18 protein-coding genes are annotated in these 16877 nt (G+C 70.9%); 13 read left to right on the top strand and 5 right to left on the bottom strand.

Annotation, left to right across the window (positions count from 1 at the left end; all coding sequences use genetic code 11):
- Positions 1-11: 11 nt before the first annotated feature.
- Both BJ998_RS27670 and hisI read left to right on the top strand, forming a co-directional pair.
- Positions 12-395 carry a hypothetical protein gene (locus BJ998_RS27670; protein ID WP_184866269.1) on the top strand — a complete coding sequence of 128 codons (384 nt, stop codon included), beginning with the start codon at positions 12-14 and terminating at the stop codon, positions 393-395.
- Positions 392-733, top strand: coding sequence for a phosphoribosyl-AMP cyclohydrolase (gene hisI, locus BJ998_RS27675; protein ID WP_184866271.1), 342 nt, complete (start codon positions 392-394; stop codon positions 731-733). Before BJ998_RS27670 ends, hisI begins: the two co-directional genes overlap by 4 nt.
- Before the next feature lies 1 nt (position 734).
- Here the strand turns inward: hisI and BJ998_RS27680 are convergent, their stop codons facing one another.
- The gene (locus tag BJ998_RS27680) at positions 735-1322 is read right to left on the bottom strand and encodes a TetR/AcrR family transcriptional regulator (protein WP_312890361.1); all 588 of its coding nucleotides are present in this window, start codon (positions 1320-1322) and stop codon (positions 735-737) included.
- Positions 1323-1402: 80 nt separating this feature from the next.
- Here BJ998_RS27680 and BJ998_RS27685 point away from each other — a divergent pair, with 80 nt between their 5' ends.
- The 9 genes from BJ998_RS27685 (at position 1403) to BJ998_RS27725 (ending at position 10309) form a co-directional block, all read left to right on the top strand.
- A complete protein-coding gene (locus BJ998_RS27685) occupies positions 1403-2932 on the top strand; it encodes an anthranilate synthase component I (RefSeq protein WP_246488665.1) in 1530 nt (509 codons plus the stop codon).
- The gene (locus BJ998_RS27690) at positions 2925-3467 is read left to right on the top strand and encodes a Trp biosynthesis-associated membrane protein (RefSeq protein WP_184866275.1); all 543 of its coding nucleotides are present in this window, start codon (positions 2925-2927) and stop codon (positions 3465-3467) included. Before BJ998_RS27685 ends, BJ998_RS27690 begins: the two co-directional genes overlap by 8 nt.
- A gap of 128 nt (positions 3468-3595) precedes the next feature.
- The gene (gene trpC / locus BJ998_RS27695) at positions 3596-4405 is read left to right on the top strand and encodes an indole-3-glycerol phosphate synthase TrpC (RefSeq protein WP_184866277.1); all 810 of its coding nucleotides are present in this window, start codon (positions 3596-3598) and stop codon (positions 4403-4405) included.
- 36 nt (positions 4406-4441) lie between these two features.
- On the top strand, positions 4442-5653 hold the full coding sequence (gene trpB / locus BJ998_RS27700; protein WP_184866279.1) for a tryptophan synthase subunit beta: 1212 nt from the start codon (positions 4442-4444) through the stop codon (positions 5651-5653).
- Positions 5653-6423, top strand: coding sequence for a tryptophan synthase subunit alpha (gene trpA, locus BJ998_RS27705; protein WP_184866281.1), 771 nt, complete (start codon positions 5653-5655; stop codon positions 6421-6423). Before trpB ends, trpA begins: the two co-directional genes overlap by 1 nt.
- Positions 6424-6503: 80 nt before the next feature.
- Positions 6504-7607 (top strand): prolipoprotein diacylglyceryl transferase, encoded by a 1104-nt coding sequence (gene lgt / locus BJ998_RS27710; RefSeq protein WP_312890362.1) that lies wholly within the window; start codon positions 6504-6506, stop codon positions 7605-7607.
- 21 nt (positions 7608-7628) lie between these two features.
- On the top strand, positions 7629-8291 hold the full coding sequence (locus tag BJ998_RS27715; protein ID WP_184866283.1) for a response regulator transcription factor: 663 nt from the start codon (positions 7629-7631) through the stop codon (positions 8289-8291).
- A complete protein-coding gene (locus BJ998_RS27720) occupies positions 8291-9619 on the top strand; it encodes a sensor histidine kinase (protein WP_184866285.1) in 1329 nt (442 codons plus the stop codon). Before BJ998_RS27715 ends, BJ998_RS27720 begins: the two co-directional genes overlap by 1 nt.
- 135 nt (positions 9620-9754) lie before the next feature.
- Positions 9755-10309 carry an RICIN domain-containing protein gene (locus BJ998_RS27725; RefSeq protein WP_184866287.1) on the top strand — a complete coding sequence of 185 codons (555 nt, stop codon included), beginning with the start codon at positions 9755-9757 and terminating at the stop codon, positions 10307-10309.
- A gap of 392 nt (positions 10310-10701) precedes the next feature.
- On the opposite strand, the gene BJ998_RS27730 is transcribed toward BJ998_RS27725, so the two are convergent.
- Both BJ998_RS27730 and BJ998_RS27735 read right to left on the bottom strand, forming a co-directional pair.
- Complete coding sequence (locus tag BJ998_RS27730) at positions 10702-11205, bottom strand: AAA family ATPase (protein ID WP_184866289.1); 504 nt, start codon at positions 11203-11205, stop codon at positions 10702-10704.
- On the bottom strand, positions 11206-12150 hold the full coding sequence (locus BJ998_RS27735; protein WP_184866291.1) for a TAXI family TRAP transporter solute-binding subunit: 945 nt from the start codon (positions 12148-12150) through the stop codon (positions 11206-11208). It lies immediately after the preceding gene.
- Positions 12151-12270: 120 nt separating this feature from the next.
- Here BJ998_RS27735 and dctA point away from each other — a divergent pair, with 120 nt between their 5' ends.
- Both dctA and BJ998_RS27745 read left to right on the top strand, forming a co-directional pair.
- Entirely contained in the window at positions 12271-13590 is a 1320-nt protein-coding gene (gene dctA, locus BJ998_RS27740; protein WP_184866293.1) for a C4-dicarboxylate transporter DctA, read from the top strand.
- Between the two features lie 269 nt (positions 13591-13859).
- Positions 13860-15161 carry a cation:dicarboxylate symporter family transporter gene (locus tag BJ998_RS27745; protein WP_184866295.1) on the top strand — a complete coding sequence of 434 codons (1302 nt, stop codon included), beginning with the start codon at positions 13860-13862 and terminating at the stop codon, positions 15159-15161.
- On the opposite strand, the gene BJ998_RS27750 is transcribed toward BJ998_RS27745, so the two are convergent.
- Both BJ998_RS27750 and BJ998_RS27755 read right to left on the bottom strand, forming a co-directional pair.
- On the bottom strand, positions 15092-15865 hold the full coding sequence (locus BJ998_RS27750) for an ABC transporter ATP-binding protein (RefSeq protein WP_184866297.1): 774 nt from the start codon (positions 15863-15865) through the stop codon (positions 15092-15094). The genes BJ998_RS27745 and BJ998_RS27750 overlap by 70 nt on opposite strands.
- The gene (locus tag BJ998_RS27755; protein ID WP_184866299.1) at positions 15862-16872 is read right to left on the bottom strand and encodes a FecCD family ABC transporter permease; all 1011 of its coding nucleotides are present in this window, start codon (positions 16870-16872) and stop codon (positions 15862-15864) included. The genes BJ998_RS27750 and BJ998_RS27755 overlap by 4 nt, the downstream gene beginning before the upstream one ends.
- Positions 16873-16877 lie beyond the last annotated feature (5 nt).

A 16877-nucleotide genomic window follows, 5' to 3' on the forward strand; every position in this document is an offset into this window, starting at 1 on the left:
GCGGTGGCCCGGTGAGACAGGTGCTGCCCGGGGCGTCCGCCCCGGTGGAGATCAAGATCGCGTCCCTGGTCCTGGCCGGCGGGGGACTGGTGTTCCTGCTGACGTTCCTGGTCCTCGGCATCCAGGTCGGCGACCTCGGCTCGATCATCCTGCCGGCGCCGGTCGCGGTGATCAGCCTCGGCCTCGGGGCGGGGCTGCTCGGCGGCGTGCGGCCGGTGCGGATCCCGGCTCTACTGTGGACGATCCTCGTCGCGGTGCTGTACGCCTCGTTCGCGCTGCTGGCCGTCGACGTGTGGATCGCGGTGCTGTCCGGGGTGCTGGCCGCCGCGACCGTGTACTCCCTCGTCATGCAGATCACCCTCCCCGCCCGTCGACACATGGGAAGCACAACGTGACCGACACGCTCGACCCCGAGATCGCCAAGCGGCTCAAGCGAAACGCCGAGGGCCTGGTGTGTGCCGTGGCGCAGCAGCGCGGCACCGGCGAGGTGCTGATGGTGGCGTGGATGGACGACGCCGCGCTGCACCGCACGCTGACCACCCGTGAGGCGACGTACTTCTCCCGCAGCCGCAACCAGCAGTGGATCAAGGGTGAAACCTCGGGCCACACGCAGCGAGTGCACGAAGTGCGGCTCGATTGTGACGGAGACACGGTGCTGTTGGTGGTCGACCAGGAGGGCGGGGCCTGTCACACGGGCGACCGCACCTGTTTCGACGCCGTCAAGCTGCTGTGACTCAGAGTTTTCCGGTCAGGTAACGCTGCAGCGTCGGCCCGATGGTGGCCACGAGCGTCTCCACGTCGGCGGAGGCCAGCGGCTCCAGCCGGATCACGTACCGGGCCAGGCCGAGTCCGGACAGCTGGGACCCGAACAGGGCGAGCCGGAGTTCGGGTTGATCGACGCCGAGTTCACGAAGCATGCCCCCGAATACGGCGGTGATGAACTCCCGCAGCATCTGGGCCGCCGACTCCTGCGTGGCGGCGCTGCGCACGAGCGTGGCGAAGGCCCCGCCACCGGTGTTGTCCCACACGGCGAGGAACTGCCGCACGACCCGTACGGCCAGCTCATCGACGGGACCGGCGAACACGTGCTCCTTGATCCACTCGGGGGTGATGGGCAGCTGCACGGCCGCCGCGAACAGGCCCTGCTTGCCGCCGAACCAGTGGTTGACCATGGCGGGATCGACCTCCGCCCGGGCGGCGATGGCGCGTACCGTGGCGCCGTCGAAACCCTGTTCGGTGAAGACCTCCCGGGCGGCCGCGAGCAGGGCGGCCTTGGTGTCCTCGCCGGCGGGCCGGCGGCCCCGCCGCTTCGGATCGGTCACGTCCACTCCTAATTTCAACAACCATTGAAATCTAGGGTCGGATCGTCACGGCGTCAACCTCATGGAGCAGAATGGCAGCCATGGTCAGTGCCTTCGGGGAGGTCAGTCCCAGCCGCGAGGAGTTCCGCGCGCTGGCGGCGCAGCGCAGGGTCATCCCGGTCGTCCGCCGCCTGCTGGCGGACGCCGAGACGCCGGTGGGGGTGTACCGCAAGCTCGCCGCCGACCGGCCGGGCACCTTCCTGCTGGAGTCAGCCGAGAACGGCCGCTCCTGGTCGCGCTGGTCCTTCGTGGGCGTGCGCAGCCCGGCGGCGCTGACCGTGCTGGACGGCGAGGCGGCGTGGACCGGCAAGCCCCCGGTGGGCCTGCCCCGCGGCGGCGACCCGCTGCAGGCCCTGCGCGAGACGATCGAGATCCTGCGCACGGACCCGCTGCCCGACCTGCCGCCGCTGACGGGCGGCATGGTCGGCTTCATCGGCTACGACGCGGTGCGCCGGCTGGAGCGCCTGCCGGAGCTGGCCGAGAACGACCTGCAGATCCCCGAGATGGTGATGCTGCTGGCCACCGACCTGGCGGCGCTGGACCACCACTCCGGCTCCATCACGCTGATCGCCAACGCCGTCAACTGGGACGACTCCCCGGAGCGGGTCGACGCCGCGTACGACGACGCCGTCCGCCGGCTGGACCAGATGACCGAGGAACTGTCCACGGAGACCCCGCCGACGGCGTCGGTGCTGCGGCCGGCCGAGGTGCGGATGCGCCGCCGCCGCACGTCCGAGGAGTTCGGCGCGGCCGTGGAGACGGCCAAGGAGGCCATCCGCGCCGGCGAGGCGTTCCAGGTCGTGCTGTCGCAGCGGTTCGAGATGGACACCACCGCCGACGCCCTGGACGTCTACCGGGTGCTGCGCACGACCAACCCCAGCCCGTACATGTACCTGCTGCGGCTGGAGGGCTTCGACATCGTCGGCGCGAGCCCGGAGGCGCTGGTCACGGTGCGCGAGGGCAAGGCGACCGCGCACCCGATCGCCGGCACCCGCTGGCGCGGCGCGGACGCCGACGAGGACGCGTTGCTGGAGAAGGACCTGCTCTCCGACGCCAAGGAACGCGCCGAGCACCTGATGCTGGTCGACCTGGGCCGCAACGACCTGGGCCGGGTCTGCCGCCCCGGCTCCGTGCACGTGGTCGACTTCTTCAAGGTCGAGCGGTACAGCCACGTCATGCACATCGTGTCCACGGTCACCGGCGAGCTGGACGAGGGCCGCACCGCCTTCGACGCGCTGACGGCCTGCTTCCCGGCCGGCACGTTGTCCGGCGCGCCGAAACCCCGTGCCATGGAGCTGATCGAGGAGCTGGAGCCGACCCGGCGCGGCCTGTACGGCGGCATCGTCGGCTACCTGGACTTCGCCGGCGACGGCGACACGGCGATCGCCATCCGCACGGCCCTGGTCCGCGACGGCGTGGCGTACGTGCAGGCCGGCGCGGGCATCGTGGCCGACTCGAACCCGCAGGCGGAGGACACCGAGTGCCTGAACAAGGCGCGCGCGGTGCTCGCCGCCATCGCCACCGCGGAGACGCTGCGGCCGGCCCGCGAGTCGGTGACCGCCGATGTCTGACCGGCGTCCACTCTGGACGGTAGTTGGGCTGCTGGCGCTGGCCTCGCTGCTGCTGTGGGCGTCGTCGCTGATGACGTGGTCGTGGACGCAGCACAGCGACCCGCTGGCCGGGGTGGTCACCACCAAGCTCACCGGCTCGGAGCGGGAGGCCGCGCTGGTGCCGCTGGCCCTGCTGTCGCTGGCGCTGATCGCCGCGGTGGTGGCGACCGGCGGCCTGGTGCGGCGGATCGCCGGCGGGGTGGTCTTCCTCGTCGGCGTCTGGACGGTCTGGCTCGCCTTCGACGGAGCGAACGAAGTCTTCAGCACGCACCCCGATGCCTACCCCTTCGCGACGATCGCGGCGGGTCACGGCATCGCGGTGCTGGCCGGGCTGGCCGTGACGCTGGCGGGTGTCCTGTTGGTCCGATCCGGCCACCGGATGCCCCGGCTCGGGGCGAAATACCAGGCCCCGTCGCAGGCCAGGCGGGTGAGCGACCCGGACCGGGAGCTGTGGCAGGCGCTGGACGCCGGCTCCGACCCCACCGCCAGTCAGTGACGGAAGCGGCACGCGGCGTGATTGTTACCGGATAGGGCCTTGACTACCAGGGGGTCTTTCGGTGACCCGCCGTACGTGCCGAATTCATCGCGGGGTTAGCATCGTTTGCGGCGGGAAGGGGAGTTGGCGTGTCCGTGCTCGACTCGATCATCGACGGCGTCCGCGCCGACCTGGCCGTGCGCGAGGCCGAGATCCCATTCGAGGTCATCAAGGAACGCTCACTGGCGGCGCCCGCGCCGCGGGACGTGATGGCCGCCCTGAACGCGCCCGGCATCGGCGTCATCGCCGAGGTGAAGCGGCGCAGCCCGGCGCGCGGCGAACTGGCCCCGGTGCTCGATCCGGCTGAACTGGCAAGGGATTACGAGGCCGCGGGCGCTCGCGTGATCAGCGTGCTGACCGAGCGGCGGCACTTCGGCGGGTCGCTGGCCGACCTCGACGCCGTGCGGGCCGCGGTGAACGTTCCGTTGCTGCGCAAGGACTTCGTGGTCAGCCCGTACCAGGTGCACGAGGCGCGGGCGCACGGCGCCGACATGGTGCTGCTGATCGTCGCCGCGCTGGAGCAGAACGCGCTGGAGGCGCTGCTGGACCGCGTGGAGTCGCTGGGCATGGTCGCGCTCGTCGAGGTGCACAACGCCGAGGAGTGCGACCGGGCCCTGGAGGCCGGCGCGACGGTGCTCGGCGTGAACGCGCGCAATCTGCACACCCTCGAGGTGGACCGGGACGTGTTCACCCGCCTGGCGCCCGGCCTGCCGTTCGACACCTACAAGGTGGCCGAGTCCGGCGTGCGCAGCCCCGGCGACCTGATGGCCTACGCCGGCGCCGGCGCGGACTCGGTGCTGGTCGGCGAGAGCCTGATCACCAGCGGCGACCCGAAGGCGGCGGTGACGCAGCTGGTCACCGCCGGCTCGCACCCCGCGTGCCCGCGGCCGAGTCGATAGACCTTTGCGCCAGGTAGAGCGACCTTCTGGGGAGACATGACCGACAAGCACGATCCGGACCAGCGGGGCTATTTCGGCGCGTACGGCGGCCGGTTCATGCCGGAGGCGCTGATCGCCGCGATGGACGAGCTGACCGCGGTGTACGAGAAGGCCCGCCTGGACCCGGAGTTCAGAGGCGAGTTCGACCGGCTGCTGCGCGACTACGCCGGCCGCCCGTCGCTGCTCACCGAGGCCAAGCGGTTCGCCGAGCACGCCGGCGGCGCGCGCATCCTGCTCAAGCGCGAGGACCTCAACCACACCGGCTCGCACAAGATCAACAACGTGCTCGGCCAGGCCCTGCTGACCAAGCGCATGGGCAAGAAGCGGGTCATCGCCGAGACCGGCGCCGGCCAGCACGGCGTGGCCACCGCCACCGCGTGCGCGCTGATGGGCCTCGACTGCGTGATCTACATGGGCGAGGTCGACACCGAGCGGCAGGCGCTGAACGTGGCCCGGATGCGGCTGCTCGGCGCCGAGGTGATCCCGGTGAAGACCGGCTCGCGCACCCTCAAGGACGCCATCAACGAGGCGCTGCGGGACTGGGTCGCCAACGTCGACACCACCCACTACCTGCTCGGCACCGCCGCCGGCGGCCACCCGTTCCCGGTGATGGTCCGCAACTTCCACCGGATCATCGGCATCGAGGCCCGGCAGCAGTGCCTGGACCTGATCGGCCGGCTGCCCGACGTGGTCGCGGCCTGCGTCGGCGGCGGCTCCAACGCGATCGGCATCTTCCACGGCTTCCTCGACGACCCCGAGGTCCGGCTGGTCGGCCTGGAACCCGGCGGGCACGGCATCGACTCCGGCGAGCACGGTGCCACCCTGTCCGAGGGCACGCCCGGCATGCTGCACGGCGCCCGGTCGTACCTGCTGCAGGACGAGGACGGCCAGACCATCGAGGCGTACTCCATCTCGGCCGGCCTGGACTACCCGGGCGTCGGCCCGGAGCACTCGTACCTCAAGGACATCGGCCGCGCCGAGTACCGGCCGGTGACCGACGCCGAGGCGATGGACGCGATGATGCTGCTGTCCCGCACCGAGGGCATCATCCCGGCCATCGAGTCCTCGCACGCACTGGCCGGCGCCCTGGTCCTGGGCCGTGAGCTGGGCCCGGACGGCGTGATCCTGGTGAACCTGTCCGGCCGCGGCGACAAGGACATGGGCACCGCCAACAAGTTCTTCAACCTCGTGCCGGAGAGTGAGTCCTGATGCCGCTGCTCGCCGAGGGACGCTCCTCGCTGATCGGTTACCTGCCGGCCGGCTTCCCCACCGTCGAGGGCTCGAAGTCGCTGCTCAAGGCCATGATCGACGGTGGCTGCGACCTGGTCGAGGTGGGCGTGCCCTACTCGGACCCGGTGATGGACGGCCCGACCATCCAGGCCGCCGCCGACCAGGCCCTGGCCGGCGGTTTCCGGCTGCGGCACGTGTTCGAGGTCGTCGAGGCCGTCTCGGCGGCCGGCGGCAAGGCCGTGGTGATGAGCTACTGGAACCCGATCTACCACTACGGCGTGGACAGGTTCTCGCGTGACCTGGCCGCGGCCGGCGGGCTCGGCATCATCACGCCGGACCTGGTGCCGGACGAGGCCGAGGAGTGGATGGCGGCGTCGCAGGCGCACGGCCTGAACCGCATCTTCCTGGTCGCGCCGTCCTCGACCGAGGAGCGCATCGCCATGACCGCGGCGGCCAGCAGCGGCTTCCTGTACGCCACGTCCGTGATGGGCGTGACCGGCGCGCGGGACGTCGTCGGTTCGGCGGCCCCGGAGCTGGTGGCGCGGGTCCGCGCGCACACCGACCTGCCGATCGGCGTCGGCCTGGGCGTGAAGTCCGGGGCGCAGGCGGCCGAGCTGGCCGGCTTCGCCGACGCGGTCATCGTCGGCTCGGCCTTCGTGACCAGGTCGGCCGAGGGCGAGTCCGGCGTCGCCGACCTGGCCAAGGAGCTCGCCGACGGCGTCCGCAACCCGGTGGTCCCGGCGGCCTGATCCGGTCGGTTCCCGCTTTGTGACCTGATGCGGACCCGGCCGGGGCACAGTCGTCACGCGGCCTCGGCTACGGTGGGCGCGTGGCGAAGACCGTGATCCTGGCCAGCTTCCCCAGCCCACCCCAGGGCGTCTGGCACCTCGGGCCCATCCCGATCCGGGCCTACGCGCTGTGCATCATCGTCGGCATCATCGTGGCGATCGTGTGGGGCGAGCGGCGCTTCCAGGCCCGTGGCGGCCAGAAGGGCTTCATCACCGACCTCGCGGTCTGGGCCGTGCCGTTCGGCCTGGTCGGCGGCCGGCTGTACCACCTGGCCACCGACTGGCGGACCTACTTCGGCCCCGGCGGCAACCCGATCGGGGCGCTCGAGGTGTGGAACGGCGGCCTGGGCATCTGGGGCGCCATCGCGCTGGGCGGCGTGGGCGCGTGGATCGGCGCCCGGCGGCGTGGCGTGCCGCTGCCCGCGGTCGCCGACGCCATCGCGCCGGGCATCGTGCTCGCGCAGGCCATCGGCCGCCTCGGCAACTACTTCAACCAGGAGCTCTACGGCCGCGCCACCGACGTGCCGTGGGCGCTGGAGATCTTCAACCGGGTCGACCCGGCGACCGGCGTGGCCGACCCGATCAACGGCGTCGCGCAGGGCCCGCCGACCGAGCTCGTGCACCCGACGTTCCTCTACGAGCTGCTGTGGAACATCGGCGTCGCGCTGCTGGTGGTGTGGGCGGACCGCCGGTTCAAGCTGGGCCACGGCCGGGCGTTCGCGCTGTACGTCGCGGCGTACACGGCCGGCCGGTTCTGGATCGAGCTGATGCGCAACGACGAGGCGACGCACGTGTTCGGCGTCCGCATCAACGTCTTCGTCGCGGCGCTGGTGTTCATCGGCGCGGTCGTCTACATCGTCGTGGCCCGCAAGCGCGGCCCGCGGGAGGACCTGGCGGCGATCCGCGAGGCCCACGAGGCCGGCCTGTCCGCCGCTGCCGGCGACGCCACGGAGCCCGTCGAGGGCGACGAGGAGCCGTCGGAGAAGGCGGTCGACGAGGAAGCCGCCGAGCCTTCGGAGCCGAAGGAGCCCGAGGCCGACAAGGCCGAGGAAGCGTCGGACTCGTCCGAGGCCGAACCCGCCTCGGCTTCGGCTTCGGCTTCGGAAGAGTCACGGGTCTCCGAAGCCGCCGAGCGCAAGAGCTGACGCGGCCTACCATCGCTGTCCATGCGGATCCTCGTCGTCGAGGACGATGACCGGGTGGCGCGGGGCCTGGTGACGGCACTGCGCCACGCCGGCTACGACGTGCACCGCGTGGGCACGGTGGTGGACGCCCTGAGCGCACCGCCGGTCGACGTGGTGCTGCTCGACATGGGGCTGCCCGACGGCGACGGCATCGAAGTGCTGCGCCGGCTGCGGCGGGACTCCGGGACCGCCGTGATCGCCGTGACGGCTCGTGGCGAGGAACGCGACCGGGTGCTCGGTCTGCGCACCGGGGCCGACGACTACGTGGTGAAGCCGTTCGGCACGGCGGAGCTGCTGGCCCGCATCGAGGCCGTGCTGCGGCGGACCCGCGCGGCCCGGGCCGAGGTGGTGGATGCCGAGGTCGTGCAGGTGGGGCCGCTTCGTCTGGACAGCGCGACCCGGGCGGTGTCGGTCGACGGCCGCGAGCTCGCGTTGACCCGTAAGGAATTCGACCTGCTGGCGCTGCTGGCCGCGCGGCCCGGGCAGGTGGTCAGCCGGGACCTGATCATGGATCAGGTGTGGCAGGCGTCGTGGGAGGCGCCGACGCGGACGTTGGACACCCACGTCGCGGCGCTGCGCGGGAAGCTCGGCGGCCAGGTGCGGATCGAGACCGTGCGGGGCGTCGGCTACCGCCTGGTGGGCTGATGCTGCGCCGGCTGCTGTTGGTGCTGATCCCGCTGCTGTTGCTGCTGGCGGCGGCTCTGGGCGTGCCGCTGGCCAATGCCGTCGCCGAGCGGGAGACGCAGACGACGTACCTGGATCGGCTGGCCGATGTGAGCCGGTTCGCGTCGCTGGCGGAGACCGCCCTGACGTCGGAACGCACCGAGGCGTTGCAGGACGAGCTGACCCGGTACGGCCAGCTGTACGGCATTCCCGTGGCGGTGGTCGCCGCCGGTGGGGACGTGGTGCTCGGGTCCGCGCAGCGGCCGGATCTGAAGGATCCGGCGGTGGTGGCGGGGCTGAGCGCGGCGCTTTCCGGTTACCGGCCGGGTCCGCCGGATGCCGTGATGCCGTGGGAGACCTCGCCGTTGGTTGTCGTGGAGCCCGTGGGCCGGGACAGCGAGGTTGTGGCGGCCGTGGTGGCCGTGTCGCCTACCGACCGGCTGCGGGCCGACATCCTGTCCCAGTGGGGATGGCTGGCCGTGCTGGGGGTTCTGCCGCTGCTCGCCGTCATAGCGGCGGCCTGGCCGATCTCCCGCTGGATCCTCCGTCCGATTCGTCGGTTGGACGAAGCCACCGCCGCCATCGCCGGCGGCCTCGTCGACACCCACGTGGACGACGTCAGCGGTCCGCCCGAGCTGCGCCGGCTCAGCACCTCGTTCAACACCATGGTCGATGTCGTCAACACCGCGATGCGGCGCCAGCGCGACTTCGTCGCCGACGCCTCGCACCAGCTGCGCAATCCCTTGGCCAGCCTGCGTTTGGCCGTCGACAACCTCGAACCGCACCTGCCCGGCGAGGAGTTCGCTCGGGAGGCCCACCAGATCGCTGTCGAGGAGGCTCAGGAGATGGGCAACGTCCTCGACGCCCTGCTCGCCGCCACCCGTCTCGACGCCGCCGCCGAGACCGTCGACCTGGCGCTGCTGGTGTCCGCGCACCTGCCCAAGTGGCAGGCCCTCGGCGTCGCCGTGGAGACGGATGTGCCGGCGGGGCAACGGGTTCCGGTGTCCTACGGCAGCGTCCTGGACGAGCTGGTGGCCAACGCCGCCCGGCTTTCCGGCGGCACCACCGTGCGGGTGTTCTCTGTGGACGGTGAGCTGCACGTCGCCGACAACGGTGCCGGGCTGAGCGAGTCCGACCGGGCCCTGGCGCTGGGGCGGTTCTGGCGTTCCCCGAAGCACCAGAACATCAGCGGCACCGGCCTGGGCCTGGCCATCTGCGCCGACCTGGTCGCCGCCGCCGGCGGCAGTCTCCGGTTGGACGACGCCAACCCCGGTTTGGATGTGGTGATCACCCCGGCGAGTCCGGCCTGAGCGCCGCCTCCAGAACCCGGCCAGCCAGCGCCGACGGCAGCGGTACGCCACCACCGCCTGACTCTTGGACCGTAGTAGGAATGCGCGGAGGTTCCCTCCGCGCATTCCTACTACGGTCGGCAGGTGGAGGGGAACATGCGCGAGAAGAGATCGATGTACACTCGGCTCGCCGCGCTGATCATCACCGTCGCGCTCACTCTTCCCACGGCGGCGTCCCGAGCCGACGCTCAGCCCTTAGGCGGACCCGCGGCATCCGCTCGGCAACCCCATACCTACACCTTCATCATTGTGGCGCGGCACAGTGGGAAGTGCCTGGAGGTCTCGGACGCCAGCGTGGCCGATGGCGCGAACGTGGATCAGTGGACCTGTACAGGCAGCACCAACCAGCAGTGGTCCTTCTACTACGTCAACGACAACGAATACCTGATGGTTGCACGGCACAGTGGGAAGTGTCTGCAGGTCTCGGACGCCAGCGTGGCCGATGGCGCGAACGTGGACCAGTGGACCTGTGACGGCCGTGCCAACCAGCTGTGGTCCTTCTACCATGTCGGCAGCAACAACTACCTGGCGGTGGCGCGGCACAGTGGGAAGTGCCTGGAGGTCGCGGGAGCCAGTGTCGTGGATGGCGCGAACGTGGACCAGCGCACCTGTGATGGCAGTGCCAACCAGCAGTGGCGTCTCGGCTCCTGATGGCTGTGCGAGCCATGCGCTGAGAACGTGTCTCATCACGAGTTCACCCGTCGCCCGAGGGTGAGGGACCGCGCCGGTGGATGACCGTTGCCGGCGAATCACTTCTGCGCGGGATGGAAGCAAAAGTGGCTCGCCTGATCGAGTGTGAGCGCATCATCCGGCGGGTCCGCGCGGAGCAGTTTCGGTTGGGTGTGATCAGCGAACGGTCCGCGCACGCCATCGTCGATCCCATCCAGGGCTACGGCGATGAGTTGGCTCAGAAGGTCGTCGCCAAGACTTTGGAGACGGCCGAAGGTCGTTGCATGCAACAACTCCGGCGCTCGGTGCGGGGTCGCCCGCAGCGGGCGCCGGTTGGGTGGGGGGTGCGCGGCTGGGCTTCGGGGCGGGTGTTGCTAGGTGAGGCTGGCGAGGAGGCGGGTGTAGGTTTCCTCGACTTCGCCTTCGGCGACGGGGACGGGGCGGGTCCACGGGCGGGTGGCGATCAGGGCGGCCAGACGGTCGTACATTGTGGACAGTTCCTGCGGGTCGGCGGCCTTGCTGGTATCGTCACGGGCTTGGAACCGTCGCAGGGAATTCTCCTTGGTGTCCAACAGGACCACCTCGACGAAGTCGACGCCGACCTCGCGGGCCAGTGCCGCCAGCTGGTCGATGAACTCCGCCCGGGCCACGAACTGGGGCACGACGACGTCATGGCCGGCGAGCAGGTGGGTGCGGGCGGCCGACAAGGCCAGGGCCCGGGCCAACACGCCGGCGCGGGCGGCATCCTCCTGCCAGCGGCCGAGTTGCGCGCGCAGGACGTCGATGTCGAGGTTCAGGGCCAACGGATGGTCGTCGACGTAGCGAGCGGCCACAGTGGACTTGCCGACGCCGGGCGGACCGTTGAGCAGCAACAGCATTCAGCGCTTCACGTCCCGGAACCAACCGGCGGCCCCGGGATGCAGGGGGACGATGCCGGTGGCTATGCCGGTGCGAACGTTGATGTGACTGGCCTCGGGATGGCCCTTGGTGATGGCGGAGACCTCGGTGAACACGGTCTCGGTGACGATCCGGACGACATCGTCGCCGAGGTCGTTGCGGGTCAGCAGGAGATTGGGCACGGCGACGGTGTCGCACGGGGGAACGCGGGCGTAGGTGGTGGTGGGAATGGTGGCGGGCACGTAGGGCCCGGGGTACTTGGCGGCCAGGGCGGCGGCCTCGGCCTTCAGGGTGACGAGGCGGATGTCGCGTTTGCCGGCGAGGTCGGTGATGGCGGGCGTGGGAATTCCGGTCAGGGTGAGCATGGCGTCGATGGAGCCGTCGGCCACGGCCTTGGCGCCGTCGGACTGGGTGAGCTGCACGCCGACCGGCTTGACGCCGGTCATCTCCAACAACCGGTCGGAGGTGAACCCGGTGCTCGAACCGGGTGCGCCCAGGGACACCCGCCGGCCGTCGATGTCGGCGAAGGACTGGATGGGCGAGTCGGCCAGCACGACGAGGTGCAGAAAACTGTCGTAGACGCGGCCGACGGCGCTCAGGCCGACGGGAGCCTTGCCGGTGTTCTCCACGGCGTCGAGGGAGGCCAGCCCGAGCTGGCCGGTGCCGGCGGCGAGCAGCCGCAGGTTGTCCACAGAGGAACCGGTCGGCACGGCCTTCACGTCGGTGTGCGGCAGGCGGGGCCGAAGGGCGGACACCAGGGAGGCTCCGAGCTCCCGGAAGACGGCGCCGGGCGGTCCGGTGAGCATGACCAGCTTGGCGAGGTCGGGCGCCTCGGGCCCGGAGCATGCCGCCGCCGCAGCGCCGACAGCCATGGGCGCGACGCCCAGGGCGGCCAGCCCGCGCAGCAACGCCCGCCGGTCCAGCATGGCTGGAAGGGTAGTCGTCAACGTCAGGTGAACCCAAAGTTTCGCCGTGCAACCTTGCCGCACGGTAGTGGTGTGCGAAGTATCACGGCAATTCCCACTGACGGGTGAAGGAGTGAGGGCATGTCGACGGCGACCACCGCCCGCAGACCGCTGTACAAGCAGCTGTACTTCTGGGTGCTCGCGGCGATCGCGCTGGGCATCGTGTTCGGACTGGTCTTCCCGCACGAGGCCGCGGGCTCGAAGTGGCTGGCCGACCTGTTCGTCAACCTGATCAAGGTCGTCACGGCCCCGGTCATCTTCCTGACCGTGGTGGTCGGCATCGCCAGCCTGGGCAACCTGGCCAGGGCGGGCGGTCTGGCCCTGCGCACCATCGGCTACTTCATCGTGATGACGATCATCGCGCTGGCCATCGGCCTGATCGTGGTGAACGTGCTGCAGCCGGGCCACGGCCTGAACCTGCACATCGACCCGAAGGCGGCCGACAAGACCATCAAGGACGCCGGCGCGGCCGGTGAGGGCGTCACCGAGTTCATCCTCAGCCTGGTGCCCACGTCGTTCGTCGGCGCGTTCACCGGCGGCCAGCTGATCCAGGTCCTCGTGGTGGCGATCCTGGTCGCGATCGCGCTGTCGACCCTGGGCGAGCGCGGCAAGCCGATCCTGCGGGCCTTCGAGTCGCTGTCCGCCCTGATGTTCGCCGTGATCAAGGCCGTCATGTACGTGGCCCCGATCGGCGCGTTCGGCGGCATCGCCTACACGGTCGGCGCGTTCGGCAGCAAGATCCTGGGCAGCCTGGTCTTCCTGATGGCCGCGTTCTACCTGACCTGCGTCGTGTTCATCGTCGTCGTCCTGGGGCTGGTCGCCCGCTGGGTCGGCTTCAACCTGTTCAAGTTCCTCCGCTACATCTCCGACGAGCTGCTGATCGTGCTGGGCACCTCGTCCAGCGAGACGGTGCTGCCGCGGCTGATGACCAAGCTGGAGGCCGCCGGCGCGAGCCGCTCGGTCGTCGGCCTGACCATCCCCACCGGCTACTCGTTCAACCTGGACGGCACCTGCATCTACCTGACCATGGGCGCGCTGTTCATCGCCCAGGCCACCGGCCACGACATCGGCCTGGCCACGCAGATCGGGCTGCTGCTGTTCATGCTGCTGTCCAGCAAGGGCGCGGCCGGGGTCACCGGCGCCGGCCTGGTCACGCTGGCCGCCTCGCTGCAGGCGTTCGGCACGGTCATCCCGGTCGTGGGCATCGCGCTGATCGTGGGTATCGACCGGTTCATGTCCGAGGCCCGCGCCATCACCAACGTGATCGGCAACGGTGTCGGCAGCCTCGTTGTCGCCCGCTGGCAGGGAGAACTGGACAGGGACCGCCTGAAGCAGGTCCTGGACAACCCGTCCACGGTGGACGCGGAGCGGGACGCCGCCGAGTTGGTGGGCAAGCCGTAGCGATCCGCCGCCGCGGCCGCCCCCGACGCGTGCCGCGGCGGCGTGATGCCGCGACGGTCCGGCCGGGCCGGAGCGGCGGCGTGGGTCGTGGTGTCCCGAGACCGCGACCCACGCCTTCCACAGCGGATCGGCGCGCCGTCGACCCCCTCCTCCTTCCGGCGCGCCGATCCTTCCCCTTCCGCCGGCATCGGCGTTCGTACGGGTAACAGCGCGCCGCCGGGTGGTCTCCGGACGGGACCCCTGTCCCCGTCCGGGGCCATCCTCGCGTCATGCGAAGGCTCTACCTCTGGGTGTTGACGGCCATCGCGCTGGGGGCCGTGTTCGGGTTGGCGTTCCCGAAGCAGGCCGCCGGCTCGAAATGGCTAGCGGACCTCTTCCTGAACCTGGTCAAGGTGGTCACCGCGCCGACTATCTTCCTGACCGTGGTGGTCGGCATCGCCGGGCTGGGCAGCCTGGCCAAGGCCGGCGGCCTCGCGGCGCGGGCGCTCGGCTACTTCATGGCCATGACGGCCGTGGCGCTGCTGCTGGGCCTGGTGGTGGGCAACGTGTTGCGGCCCGGCGACGGCCTCAACCTCGCCGCCGATCCCGCGCTGGCGGCGAACACCATCAAGTCCGCCGAGGCGACCAGCACCAGCATCACGGACTTCGTCCTCGGACTGGTGCCGACGTCGTTCGTCGGCGCGTTCACCGGCGGGCAGCCGATCCAGGTGCTGTTGATCGCCGTGCTGGTGGCGATCGCCCTGAGCGGACTCGGCGACCGGGCGAAGCCGGTGGTGCGGGCACTGGAGACGTTGGCACAGCTGATGTTCCAGCTGATCAGGGTCATCATGTACGCGGCGCCGATCGGCGCGTTCGGCGGCATCGCCTACACGGTCGGCGCGTTCGGCGGGCGGGTGCTCGGCAACCTCGCGCTGCTGGTCGTCACGTTCTGGGTGACGTGCGTCGTGTTCGTGGTGGTGCTGCTCGGGCTGGTGGCGAAGCTGGCCGGCTTCACCATCTTCCGGCTCATTCGGTACCTGTCCGACGAGATCCTCATCGTCGTCGGCACCTCGTCGAGCGAGACCGTGTTGCCGCGGCTGATGACCAAGCTGGAGAACGCCGGCGTGAGCCGGTCGGTGGTCGGCATGGTGGTGCCGGCCGGATATTCGTTCAACCTCGACGGGATCTGCATCTACCTCACCCTCGGCGCGCTGTTCATCGCGCAGGCCACCGGGCACGAGGTCAGCCTGCCGACGCAGCTCGGCATGGTGGCGTTCATGCTGGTCTCCAGCAAGGGCGCGGCCGGCGTCACCGGGGCCGGCCTGATCACGCTGACGGCGTCGTTGCAGGCCTTCGACAACCCGGCGATCCCGGTCGTGGGCATCGCGCTACTGGTCGGCGTCGACCGGTTCATGTCCGAGGCGCGGTCCACGATCAACGTGATCAGCAACGGCGTCGCCACCCTGTTCATCGCCCGCTGGCAGGGCGACCTGGACCGGAACCGGCTGCGTGAGGTGCTGACTCACCGCCGGCTGGGCGACACCACGAGGCTGCCGTCAGGAGCGGTCAGCACGGTCACCGACGCCGCGTAGTGGCGGGAGAGGCGGTCGGCGGTCAGCACCTCGGCGGGGGTGCCGACCGCCGCCACCTCGCCGTTGTCGAGCAGCAGCACCCGGTCCGGATACTGCGCCGCCAGCGTGAGGTCGTGCAGGGTGCTGATCACCGTGGTGCCGTCGGCCTTGCGTAGCTGGTCGACGAGTTCCAGCAGCGACTGGGCGTGCCCGATGTCCAATCCGGTCGTCGGCTCGTCCAGCAGCAACACGCCGGCCTGCTGCGCCAGCACCCGGGCCAGCACCGCCCGCTGCCGCTCGCCGCCGGACAGTGTCCGAAGTGGACGGTTCGAGAGCCCGGCGAGATCCAACCGTCGCAGGGCGCCGGAGACGATCTCGAGATCGGAGTGCCCCTCCCGGCCCAGCGGCCCCAGGTGCGGGGTCCGGCCCAGCAGCACGTAGTCGGTGACGGTCAGGCCCTCCGGCAGCGACGGCGTCTGCGGTGCGTAGCCGATCAGCCGGGCCCGCTCGCGATGCCCGAGCGCCGCAACGGAACGGCCGCCGACGAGCACGTCGCCGGTGGCGGAGACCAGGCCGGCCACCGACTTCAGCAGCGTCGACTTGCCGGCGCCGTTCGGGCCGATGATCGCCAGCCAGCTGCCGGCCGGCACGTCCACGGTCACGTCCCGAACCACCGGGCGGCCCCGGTAGCCGGCGGTCACGGCGCTCAGCCGCAGCGCGGTCACGCCGGCCGCCGGCGCAGCACGAGAACGAAGAACGGCGCGCCGGTAAACGCGGTCACGACGCCGATCGGCAATTCCGCCGGGGCCAGCGCGGTCCGCGCGACGATGTCGGCGAGGATGAGGAAAATGGCCCCGCCGGCCAGCGACAAAGGAACGACAACGCGGTAGCTGGCCCCGAACAGCAACCGAATCACGTGCGGCACAACGATTCCCACGAATCCGATCAAGCCGCTCACCGATACCGCGGCGGCCGTCGCCAGCGACGCCGCGCCCAGCACGACCAGCCGCACCATCCCGGGCCGAACCCCGAGCGACGCGGCCTCCTCGTCGCCGAGCGTCAGCACGTCCAGCAGTCCCGAACAGGTGCACAGCACGACCAGGGCGACCGCCAGATAGGGCAGGACCGTCAGCACCTGGCTCCATCCACCGGTGGACAGTCCACCCAGGATCCAGCCGTACACCTGTTGCAACGTAAGGGTGTTCAGCTGCTGCACGAAGGTCTGCACCGCCGTCAGGAATGACGCCACGGCAACCCCGGCCAGCAGCAGCGTGGCCGTGCCGGCGCCCGCGGACCGGCCGAGTCCCCAGGTCAGGGCCACGCCGCCGAGCGCGCCGACGAACGCCGCCGCCGGCAGGTACGCCGGGCCCGCCCCGGGAGCGAGCACGACGACGATCGTCACCACCATGCCCGCGCCGGCCGCGGCGCCGAGCAGATAGGGGTCGGCCAGGGGGTTGCGGAACACCCCCTGGAACGTCGCCCCGGAACAGGCCAGCGCCGCCCCGACCAGGCCGGCGAGCACCACCCGCGGCATCCGCAGCTGCCACAGGATGGCCGACTCCTGCACGCTCAGCGGCGAGACGCCGCCGGTCAGCTGCGCCCACACCTCGCCGAGCACCCGCTGCCAGCCGAGGTCGATCGCGCCCAGCAGCACCGCGCCGACGACCACCGCGACCAGGAGGACCAGCACAACCAGCAGGTGCCAGCCGGCCAGTCGGGTCGGCTTGGCCATCCTGG

It is taken from the genome of Kutzneria kofuensis, assembly GCF_014203355.1.
GTDB classification, from domain to species: Bacteria; Actinomycetota; Actinomycetes; order Mycobacteriales; family Pseudonocardiaceae; genus Kutzneria; species Kutzneria kofuensis.